The organism is Streptomyces sp. NPDC002671 (assembly GCF_053592475.1).
Map to the genome: position 1 here is coordinate 1 of NZ_JBSFVU010000096.1, position 9392 is coordinate 9392.

The following is a 9392-nucleotide window of genomic DNA, read 5'->3' on the forward strand; positions in this document are numbered from 1 at the left end:
CTGGGAGCCGTGATCATGGCAGGGGTGGCAGGAGTCGAACCTGCGGCATCCGGTTTTGGAGACCGGCGCTCTGGCCTCTGAGCTACACCCCTTCGCTGGGAGTCAGCTTGGCACGCCCGGCACTCGAGCTCCACGGGATTTCCACGGGGCAGTCTCGTGGTGCCGTGCCTGCGGGAGGGGGCTTCGGCCTCACCGACCGCGGCATGAGTGCCAATGGTTGCTCGGCTCAGGGGCTGCGCAGGACTGTGACGACCTTGCCGAGGATGGTGGCGCCGTTGCCGTTGATGGGCACGGATCTGCGGCCACACGTCCGTTCGACACCTCTACCGACTCGCACAAATACACCAGGCATCAGCAGAACAGATGGGTCCTCACTCCGTCATCGCCCATCAGGGAGTGCGCGGAGAGGGCTTCCTCTTCGTCGTTCAGCTGGTAGGTGAGGATCTCGGACTCGAAGTCCCGGGCGAAGAGACCGGCCAGGAACTCGGTGCAAGTCATGGAGTAGATCTCGCAGTCTTCGAGGTCGGCGTGCAGGACGACGACCGGCCACTCCTCGGGTGGCACACCGGGCCTGACAAGCCAGCTGATGGTGTCCGAGTCGATGGTGACCGCCCACACGACGAGCAGCAGGTCATCGACCGCCAGTTCGGCCGGGCACTTACGGTTGTCCGAGATCGCCCACAGGCTGAAGAGGTCGTCCATGTAGCCTCGGTTGAAGGTCACCAGCTCGCTGTCGGGCAGAGTGGGTGGAGGCGACAAAAAGTCGATGTGCCCGTAGAACTCGCCGCCCCCGTAGACATCCACGAGGTCCTTGTAGTCCTGCGGGAGCACCTGCCCAAGCCGTTGCTGCGTGGCCTCCCAATCCCGTTCCACTCCGGCTTCCGGAGGAGGGACCAGATGTTGGAGCCGATCCAGTGGAGAGCGCATGGTGGTGCCTTTCTACGTCGCGCGGGACTTCGGTAGTACGTGACCGTCGGATCGTGCGGTCGAGGGCCTCACGTTCACCCGTGAGCGCCGGTTCTTCCTCCGCGCCCGGATCCGCCCCAACCTCCCCCTCGCTCCCACCACCCCGGTCTACCGGATCCCGAACCCTGGAGTCCGGAAGGCCAGGTGACCTCCCGGTGACGGTGGAGCACGGCCCGGCGAAGGGCGGTCGAGGGGGCGGATCGCTGTGGCCGAACGGGAGGCGGCCGATGATCACTGGCGGATGCGGCGGAGTATGCCCCCGGACGCAGCGCACGGGGGGACGCGGCGTCCAGGGGGACTGCTCGCCAACGTACCCCGCCATCCGGCGTCTTATCGCATATATCTGGGAAGCTGATCGCGCGTCGGGGCGCAGCGCGGGCTCGTGCGGTCTGGCCGGCGGTCACGCAGGAGGGCGGATCAGGCAGCGGCCGATGTGTGCAGCGGGTGCACGGTCTGCCCGAGCTCCTCGGGCAGCGGGGCGTGTTCGACACACAGGATCCAAAGCCGCAGCGGCGGATGGGTGCGCAGGCCGCGCGCTGTGACCCAGACGCGCGGCAAGAAAGAGCGGGCACGCTCGCGGTCCAGGTCCTCGCGCCACATGTCGGCCACCGCGGTCCGGCCGCAGACGCGGACAGCCGCGAGATCGCAAGCGAGTTCGCCCCACCAGTAGAACAGGGTGTTGAGCATCCACGCACCCGCTGCGGTCAGGGCGAAGGCGAGCAAGGGCAGCAGGCCAGCGGCTAGGCCGACAGTCGCAACGGCGACCGGCTCGGCCGCTATGCGCTTGCCGGTGTCGCGGCGCTCGAGGTGGGCGAGCTCGTACTCCAGGACCGCAGGAAGGCGTGACGCTGGCCTGAAGGAAGACCCAGTTGACGTAGGCCTCGGCAGCTCCTTGGGTCAGGACCAGCGTTGTAATCACAGCATCTCGCTCACGCTACCTGCGTTCTATTCCGGAACGGCCTGTCGTCTGCTCCCGATCCGCCTCTCTCGGGTGGCGTCCCGCAGTAGCCAGGCACCGGCAGGTCGGCTGTCCCGCCAGTGGTGGGCGCAGCCGTCAGAGCGTGCCGTAGAGGTTGCACTGCGTCCAGTCCGAGGGCTGTGACGGCGGTACGTCGCAGTAGCCGACTCGGTATTCCTGGGTCTCCTGCTGGTAGCCCTGGATCACCAGCTCGCCCTTCCACCACCAACCGGGCAGCGAAGTCCAGTCGTTGGGGGAGGCGATCCAGCCGGTGCAGGCCTCTTCGTCGGCCTGGTTGTGACCGCAGATCCTTATCTGGTCGGACCAGCGGGTCGACACGCTCACCTGCTGACCGTTGGTGCCGGCGGTGGCCGTTCCGGCGCCGGCCAGAAGGCTGGCAGCGGCCAGGCCCACGCCCGCAGCGGCCACGGCGGTGATGCTCTTGAAACGAAGCAAGGAAACTCCCCAGGTCAGCGACACAAAGCCGCTCTTGGTCTTCATATTGGAGTCCGGGACGACCCCGGCGGCAGGCACCCACGTGTGATGCCTCCGGCTCGGGGCCGGCGCGGACCCGATGCAGCGATCACGTCCGAAGGCTCTAACACCGCGCTAATAAAACGCAAAGATTATTCACAGTGACCTCGAACAGCATGTTGCTCTCTCATTCTTACTTGATACAAAGAAGTCGACTAGATACCGAAGGAGCGACCGCTGCCAGCTCCAGGTCAATCCGAACTGTCACTCCGTCGGCCAGGCCCGTGAGGCATCGCGGTACGTCCCTTTAGTGTCCACGGCAGGAACGATGGAACCAAGAGTTAAACGGAGCGCGCAGGTCCCCGGGAAATAGCCGAAGACCTTCCCACCGGACACGGGCAGCGGTGATTTCCTGCCGAATTCAATCCCTGGGTTCATTCACCACAGGTTCTGATCGTCGTTGCTCCAGTCGCATTTTGCTGTTGTGATGCGCTGACTCCACATATCCTGGGTTATGCATTGGCTGGTCTCACGGTTCCTGAGGTGGAAGTATCCGTTGTTCCAGTCCTCATACCACTGCTCGTAGTAATTGACGGGATTCGAGCAGGGCTCAAGATAGACCTGGCCCTGCCAATATGCGGTCAGACACTTACCACTGTCGCCGATCGTCTTCATCGCCCAGGCATGGCCGTCATACGCCTCCAGGTTGCTGTTGTCCTCATGCCACGTAACTTGCCAGCCAACCTGCTCTGGCCGACTGAGTGAGTAGTCATAGTGGCAGGGGGAGTTCATAGAAAGCACCTGGTCATTGATGTCATGACCGAGACACTTGTTGCCGCTCATCGCCCAGTAGACATCATCGTCCTGAGCATAGGCACTACCTGCGACACTTATCGACAGAAAAAGGGCCGCCGTAGCCGTCATCGCCGTACGTGCAAATTTCATTCCAGAACGCTCCATGAAAAATGGAAATTTCACGAACCATAATTTCGATCGCACAAACAGAAATGTCACCCTCTTGAGATGCCCCCTGGGGTGCGCTGGGTCAAAACGTAGCGCAGCACTTCACCGCAACCGGTGTCGTACTGCACAGTGACGTCGGGGTCCCGGTGCCGTGGTGCACAGCGGGCCGCATCACTGCTGCTCAGCAGACACACAAATCCCAGGTGATCTTCGTATGGCTGGATCAGTACGCTGATCCGGTACGTGTGTGCGAGCCCGTCCGGGCCGGTGAAGCCGTCCCGGGTCCGTGAGGCCCCTGCACGGCCCCGGCGTCGTGTCGCTTACTTGATCTCGACGGTCTGGCTGTGGCCGTCGTCGAGGTTTCCAGGGACCGGCGCGGTGATACACGCCCAGATGAAGCCCGTGTACGAGCCGGCCGCCCACACAGCGGCCAAGCCTCCCGTTCCCATCCCCCAGACCGAACGCCTGCGGTCCTGTGCTGCCCGTCGGGTGGGCAGCGCAGCCGAAGTGGGATGGCTACCGTGCTCAGCTCGCCGTGTACGCGAGCGGCCGGGTGCTGCTGCGCTCCAGGCAGGGGACGGACATGACGGCGTCGTTCCCGGAGATCCGGGCGGCGGCCCTCGCGCAGCTGCCGGCGGACACCGGGGTGGACGGCGAGCTGGTGGTGTGGGAGTGGGGCCGGCTCGCGTTCGAGCGGCTGCAGCAGCGTCTCGCCCGGCGCAGGGGCGGTGCGGCCCAGGCAGCCAGTGGCCGGCGCACTACGTGGGCTTCGACCTGTTCCATGCGGGCGCGGACCTGACCGGCTGGCCGTACGAGCGGCGGCGCGCGGCGCTTCAGGCGCTGTTCGCCGACCACGGCCTGGAGGCGCCGCTGACGCTGTGCCCGTCGACCACCGACCCGGCTGTGGCGAGGGGGTGGCTGGAGTGGGCGGCGGCCGGGGTGGAGGGGCTGTGCTTCAAGCGGATGGATGAGCCCTACCGGCCGGTGCGGTCGTCACCCTGGGCGCCGGGGCTGCATCCGATGCGGCGCATGACGCTCCTTCCAGTGACACGATCGGTGTTATGAACACCAATACGGACTGGGCGTACCGGGTGTTCGAGCCGCACGGGTCCGAGGGCTGGCGCCCCTACGGCAGCGACCCCGAACAGTGGCACGGTGCGATCCCCGCCCCCGACACGGCCGAGGGCGCCAAGCACGCCATCGGCCGCATCGTCGCCGACCTGATGACCGAGTGGGAGCGGGCCGGCCTCCACCACGCGATGCACGTACGGGTCTTCCTCTGGCACGACGAAGCGGGCGACATGAAGGATGCGGACTTCGTCGTGGATGTTCGGCCCCGGTCGGACTTCGACGCAGCGTGATCTCCGGCGCCTGAAGCTGCCCACGGTGACAGGATCGATGCCGTGGGCACTGAGAGAACGTGGGCGTACCGGGTGGAGGAGCCGCACGGCTCCGCTGCCTGGCGCCCCCTTGGCGGCCACTCCCATCGCTGGCAGGGAAAGATCACCACTGCCACCGCCCGGCAGGGCGCCAAGTACGTCGCCGCGCTCGTCGTCACCGACCTGGTGACCGAGTGGAAGGTGAACGGCATCTGCGAGCAGCACGTGCGCGTGATCGTGTGGGTGAACGAAGAAGGCACCGGCCCCGACGACGCCGTCTTGACGGTGGAGATCCAGCCCCCGAGTGTCACCGATTCCTGATGCCGTCTGTCAAGCTGCGAGAGTGGTGAGCGTGCCCAGTCCGCTGCCGTTGGGGTTACCTGCGCTCAGGAGTTCGGTCAGACTCGGCGCATGGGAGATGGCGCCCGATGGTCGCTGGACGATGACCGGGTGGCTTTGTTCACGAGAACCGGCTCTGGTCCACTTCGTGTGGTCGCCTACACAGGGTGACTGTTGATCTTCGCCTAATGGTGGTTTTAGTGGCCGTAGGCGGTCAGTGCGCGCATGGCTGGCTGGCCGCGTATGAACCTGGCTCCCCTCATTAGGCCCCTTGGAATCGAGTATCTAGGCTGGCGGGGTGACTGATGAGCAGGAGCGGGTGCAGCCGTCGGGAGTGTGGGCCACGGCGGTGGGGGTGGCCAGGGTGCGGGCGCTGGAGACCGAGCGGGAGAACGCGCTGTTCCGCGACCCACTGGCACAGGCCTTCGCCACCGCCGGCGGCCTGTGGCCCTCCTCGCCGCCGCTGCCCGATGACGAGGCCGCGCGACGCCGTCGGCTGGCCGTGTCGTTCTCCATCGTCATCAGGACGAAGTTCCTCGACGACCTGTTGCAGCAGGCCTCCGCGTCCGGGGTCCGGCAGGTCGTGTTGCTCGGCGCCGGCATGGACAGCCGGGCCTTCCGGATGGACTGGCCCGAGGGCACCCGGCTGTTCGAGGTCGACACCGCCGCGCCACTGGACTTCAAGGCTTCGGTGCTGCGCCAGGAGCGGGCCGTCGCACGCTGCGAGCGGATCACCGTCGCGGTGGATCTGCGTGGGGACTGGCCAGGCGCGCTGGCCGCCGCAGGGCACGACCCGGCCGTGCCGACCGCGTGGATCGCCGAAGGACTGCTGATCTATCTGCCCGAGGACGCGGTGGAGCTACTGCTGGCCCGGATCAGCGCGCAGTCGGCGGCAGGCAGTCGGATGGGGCTGACATTGGGCTCGCGCGGCGTGATCGAGCGCTTCGGCGCGGACGCCGCGCCGGGATCGGCGGCGTCCATGTGGGTCTCGGAGATGCCCGACGACCCGGTGGGCTGGCTGGCCGGGCACGGCTGGGAGGCCGACAGCCACACCCTGCGCGAGCGCGCTGCCGCCTACGGCCGCCCGATCAGCACCCCGCCGCAGCGCGAGGAGCGGCCCGGCGGACTGATCTCGGCGGTCCGCCGGTAGAGCCCCTCCCGGTTCCCTAGATGATCGATTCCAAGGGGGCCTGATGAGTGGAGCCAGGTTCATGCGCGGCCAGCCAGCCATGCGCGCACTGACCTCATACGATCACTAAAGTTCGCCCGAAAATCGCCTGGCTGGATGGTGGTGTGGTCGACAGTCCTTCGCCGTGAACGAAGTGCTGCCGCAGTTGAACGAGCTGCTGTTTTCCTCGGTCGAGGGCGTGTTGGTGGAATCGGTCGAGGTGATCCCCTGGGCCTGGGCGGTGAGGAACTTCGTCCAGGAGCGGCCGGCCCGCTGGAGCGCCGGATCGACCTCGGCCCGCTGCAAGATCTCCCAGACGGTGGAGGCGGCGACCTTCCAGCCCAGGTTGAGCAGTTCGCCGTGGATCCGGCGATACCCCCATCCGTCGTTCTCGCGGGTCAGACGCAGTACCAGGGCGCGCAGTGCCCCGGGCTTGGCCGGGCGGCCCGGGCCTCGGTGCGGACAGGTCCACTTCTTCGCGACCAGCCTCGCGTGCCAGCGCAGCACGGTACGTAGGGTGACCAGCAGCCTCAGCGCCGAACGACGACGCCTACTCAGCAGCTGGAGCAAGGCTGCGAGCGCCGCTCGCTCCCCGCCGCTGAAGGCGGGCCTGGGGCTGCTGCGATGCAGGACGGCCAGCTGCTGCCGGAGCACCAGCATCTCGACATCCTTGGCCGCCGATGACTGCGCCAGCAGGCGCAGCCAGCCGAGCAGCAGGCAGCCGAACCGGTAGACCAGACGGAACGTCACGACTCCCAAGCGTGCGCCGACGGGCTCACGAGTGCCTTCGACGTGATCACATCCTGACCCCCAAGCCGCAGCTCAGCGCAGGTGACAAGAATGTCGGCACCTATACGCTCCGGCACCCCCAGGCACTCCCCTGCCAGCCGCACATGCCCCCGCGAGACTGGGCCCTGCCCCCGCAATCGAAGCAGCTGCTGCGCAGCGGGTCCGCGCAGCGCGGCCAGCCCAGCCCCTCCAGCGCCGGAGGGGACCCGTCAGGCCGTTCCGGGGCGGCTGGCTCAGGCGAATTGATCACGAAACCGGCTCCCGTATCTCCGCTGACTGTCCGCGCCGCACCGCAGTCCGATCACAGGTAGGGGCCCAGCAGTGCGCAGGCCTGCCCGATCAAGGAACGGTCCGCCAGTGGGCTCTTCTGGCGCCTGACCAAGGCATAGACGTGAGAAGTGATCTTCGCCCACGTGCGGAAGTTCCCACGAGCCACTGTCGGGTCCGCCCACACCACATCCGCCGGGTCGGCCGTCTCCCACGCCTCGTGGAACAGGCGCAGCGTCTCGACCAGCCGGGCCTGTTCCAGGGCCGACACCTGATGCCAGGTCAGCACTCGTGACCGCAACGCCGGCGCCCGCGCGATCACCCACCCCGCACCCACCCCGCAGCCGCCCCGCACAGCACGAACGCCGCAGCCGTCCCCGGCTCGTCCCAGGCCGCCGATGCGAGCTGACAACTCCCCGCACGTCATCGCCGCTGCCCGGCAACGGGCCGCAGCGACCAGGGCTCGGGCCATCGTCGCCATGCGGCGCATGGACACCGCCGGACAACCTGTCACCTTCGACGTCGTCGCTCGCGAGGCTGGCGTCTCACGGTCCTGGCTCTACACCCAGCCCGATCTGCGGGCCGAGATCGCCGGCCTGCGTGAGCGGCATGGACCGGCGCCCGTGGCGCCCCGGGTCGCCCGGGCACTCGGCCAGCAGCGGATTGCCGCAGTCACCTCTTCGACTGAAAGGAGCGGCAGCGGCCATCGGTCGGCGAAGACCATCGACCCCTGCTGATCGCGTCCGTCATCAACACCAATCACCACACAAAGCCCCAGGTCACATCCCTACCCGGACCAGCGGCTGAAGATAGGATTCGCCGTTCTGCTGAAGTTCTACACACAGTACGGCTGGCTTCCCCGGGGCCAGACAGAACTGCCCAGTGAGGCCGTGGAGTTCGTCGTCGGCAGGTGCAGGTTCCCGCCAGGGTGTGCAGGCGCAGGCCGGGCCGGTCGGGGACGGCGAATCCGCGCTCCGCCAGGAGCGGGCGGATCTCGCTGATCGCGCGGCCGGTGGTGGAGGAGCCCACCTCGTAGATCACGCCGAGAGCGTCGTGGGTGAGGCCGGTGCGCAGGTGAACCAGGGTGGCCAGCAGCCGGTCGGTGAAGACGAGTTCGTACTTCGGCCCGGCCCCGGCCTGCCGTCGGCGCGTGCCCCGGCGCCGCTCGTGCCGCGCGGACTCGCAGCGCGCTTCCCAGCGGGGCGCGAGTTCTTCGATCAGCTCGCCGAGATGTTGGCGCGCGACGCCGCAGAAGGCGGGATGGGCCATGGCCGCGCGGGCCTGCTTGATCTTCACACCTCAAGAAGCCGCGCGGCCGTCGTCATGTCACGGCCTGCCTGGGAAGGCGGTCAGACCCGGTCCAGGGGTTGGTGCGGACCACTGGGGAGTTCCATTTCGATCGTGTCGCCAGGGCGCACCACGCCGCCTTCCCTCACGATGCTCATGATTCCGGCTTTGCGCACGATGTTCCCCGCCTGGTCGCGGCCGACAACCTGCTTGAGCAGCCCGTCCTGGAAGTTGTCGATCTGCAGGCAGGGATTGCGCAGGCCGGTGACTTCCAGGACCGCGGAGTTGCCGATACGCAGCAATGTGCCGACCGGCAGACCGAGCAGATCGATGCCGCGCGTGGTGATGTTCTCGCCGAGTTCGCCGGGCGCCACCTTGAACCCTTCTTCACCGACCTCGGCGAAGAGCTCTTCATGAATGAGGTGGACCTGGCGCAGATTCGGCTGGGTGGGATCCTGCGCGACGCGCGAGCGGTGCTTGACCGTCACCCCGGCGTGCACGTCCCCCTCCACACCGAGCCCGGCTAGCAATGTGACGCTGTCCCGGTTCGGCTTGGTGAACGAGTACTCCCCGTTGCTGCTGACCGCCGTCACTCTTCCGCTCATACCTCGGAACCCCCTCGTCGTAACCGTGATCAGCCACGAGCCTAGCCCTCGCCCCTCAAGGCACAGCATCCACGATTAATCGCGGGTGGGGCCGTTACTGACCTTTGCGGCGTGATGTCGTTGAGGGCTGACGATGTGTGATCGTCGCGGTATGCCTGTTGTGTGAGATATCCGCAGGGTGGTGGGCTGACGCCTGA

14 protein-coding genes and 1 tRNA gene are annotated in these 9392 nt (G+C 67.1%); 6 read left to right on the forward strand and 9 right to left on the reverse strand.

Annotation, left to right across the window (positions count from 1 at the left end):
• Nucleotides 1-16 precede the first annotated feature (16 nt).
• The 5 genes from ACWD35_RS43725 to ACWD35_RS43745 form a co-directional block, all read right to left on the reverse strand.
• Nucleotides 17-92, reverse strand: a tRNA-Trp gene (locus tag ACWD35_RS43725).
• Between the two features lie 259 nt (nucleotides 93-351).
• Complete coding sequence (locus ACWD35_RS43730; RefSeq protein ID WP_451356901.1) at nucleotides 352-873, reverse strand: SMI1/KNR4 family protein; 522 nt, start codon at nucleotides 871-873, stop codon at nucleotides 352-354.
• Between the two features lie 510 nt (nucleotides 874-1383).
• Nucleotides 1384-1653 (reverse strand): hypothetical protein, encoded by a 270-nt coding sequence (locus ACWD35_RS43735; RefSeq protein ID WP_451356902.1) that lies wholly within the window; start codon nucleotides 1651-1653, stop codon nucleotides 1384-1386.
• A gap of 367 nt (nucleotides 1654-2020) precedes the next feature.
• Nucleotides 2021-2380 carry a hypothetical protein gene (locus tag ACWD35_RS43740; protein WP_451356903.1) on the reverse strand — a complete coding sequence of 120 codons (360 nt, stop codon included), beginning with the start codon at nucleotides 2378-2380 and terminating at the stop codon, nucleotides 2021-2023.
• Between the two features lie 456 nt (nucleotides 2381-2836).
• Nucleotides 2837-3376, reverse strand: a complete 540-nt coding sequence (locus tag ACWD35_RS43745; RefSeq protein ID WP_451356904.1) for a hypothetical protein — start codon at nucleotides 3374-3376, stop codon at nucleotides 2837-2839.
• A gap of 520 nt (nucleotides 3377-3896) precedes the next feature.
• Here ACWD35_RS43745 and ACWD35_RS43750 point away from each other — a divergent pair.
• The 5 genes from ACWD35_RS43750 (at nucleotide 3897) to ACWD35_RS43770 (ending at nucleotide 6229) form a co-directional block, all read left to right on the forward strand.
• Entirely contained in the window at nucleotides 3897-4160 is a 264-nt protein-coding gene (locus ACWD35_RS43750) for a hypothetical protein (protein WP_451356913.1), read from the forward strand.
• Complete coding sequence (locus tag ACWD35_RS43755; protein WP_451356905.1) at nucleotides 4124-4426, forward strand: hypothetical protein; 303 nt, start codon at nucleotides 4124-4126, stop codon at nucleotides 4424-4426. Before ACWD35_RS43750 ends, ACWD35_RS43755 begins: the two co-directional genes overlap by 37 nt.
• Nucleotides 4423-4722: a hypothetical protein gene (locus ACWD35_RS43760; protein ID WP_451356906.1), complete on the forward strand. Its 300-nt coding sequence runs from the start codon at nucleotides 4423-4425 to the stop codon at nucleotides 4720-4722. Before ACWD35_RS43755 ends, ACWD35_RS43760 begins: the two co-directional genes overlap by 4 nt.
• Before the next feature lie 42 nt (nucleotides 4723-4764).
• Entirely contained in the window at nucleotides 4765-5061 is a 297-nt protein-coding gene (locus ACWD35_RS43765; protein ID WP_451356907.1) for a hypothetical protein, read from the forward strand.
• A 352-nt stretch (nucleotides 5062-5413) separates the two neighbouring features.
• Nucleotides 5414-6229: a class I SAM-dependent methyltransferase gene (locus ACWD35_RS43770; RefSeq protein WP_451356914.1), complete on the forward strand. Its 816-nt coding sequence runs from the start codon at nucleotides 5414-5416 to the stop codon at nucleotides 6227-6229.
• 105 nt (nucleotides 6230-6334) lie between these two features.
• On the opposite strand, the gene ACWD35_RS43775 is transcribed toward ACWD35_RS43770, so the two are convergent.
• Together ACWD35_RS43775 and ACWD35_RS43780 are read right to left on the reverse strand one after the other, a co-directional pair.
• A complete protein-coding gene (locus tag ACWD35_RS43775) occupies nucleotides 6335-6997 on the reverse strand; it encodes a hypothetical protein (protein ID WP_451356908.1) in 663 nt (220 codons plus the stop codon).
• A 340-nt stretch (nucleotides 6998-7337) separates the two neighbouring features.
• Complete coding sequence (locus ACWD35_RS43780) at nucleotides 7338-7625, reverse strand: hypothetical protein (protein ID WP_451356909.1); 288 nt, start codon at nucleotides 7623-7625, stop codon at nucleotides 7338-7340.
• Between the two features lie 76 nt (nucleotides 7626-7701).
• Between ACWD35_RS43780 and ACWD35_RS43785 the strand changes: the two genes are divergently transcribed.
• The gene (locus ACWD35_RS43785; protein WP_451356910.1) at nucleotides 7702-8040 is read left to right on the forward strand and encodes a DUF6262 family protein; all 339 of its coding nucleotides are present in this window, start codon (nucleotides 7702-7704) and stop codon (nucleotides 8038-8040) included.
• Nucleotides 8041-8062: 22 nt separating this feature from the next.
• Here ACWD35_RS43785 and ACWD35_RS43790 read toward each other — a convergent pair whose 3' ends face one another.
• Both ACWD35_RS43790 and ACWD35_RS43795 read right to left on the reverse strand, forming a co-directional pair.
• Nucleotides 8063-8599, reverse strand: coding sequence for a helix-turn-helix domain-containing protein (locus ACWD35_RS43790; protein WP_451356911.1), 537 nt, complete (start codon nucleotides 8597-8599; stop codon nucleotides 8063-8065).
• Nucleotides 8600-8652: 53 nt separating this feature from the next.
• On the reverse strand, nucleotides 8653-9195 hold the full coding sequence (locus ACWD35_RS43795) for an MOSC domain-containing protein (protein ID WP_451356912.1): 543 nt from the start codon (nucleotides 9193-9195) through the stop codon (nucleotides 8653-8655).
• Between the last annotated feature and the right edge of the window lie 197 nt (nucleotides 9196-9392).

What these genes read in the sequence shown, in the direction of transcription:
- ACWD35_RS43760 (WP_451356906.1), top strand. Translation starts at nt 4,423, where the DNA reads ATGAACACCAATACGGACTGGGCGTACCGGGTGTTCGAGCCGCACGGG.
- ACWD35_RS43785 (WP_451356910.1), top strand. Translation starts at nt 7,702, where the DNA reads ATGCGAGCTGACAACTCCCCGCACGTCATCGCCGCTGCCCGGCAACGG.
- ACWD35_RS43795 (WP_451356912.1), bottom strand. Translation starts at nt 9,195, where the DNA reads ATGAGCGGAAGAGTGACGGCGGTCAGCAGCAACGGGGAGTACTCGTTC.
- ACWD35_RS43735 (WP_451356902.1), bottom strand. Translation starts at nt 1,653, where the DNA reads ATGCTCAACACCCTGTTCTACTGGTGGGGCGAACTCGCTTGCGATCTC.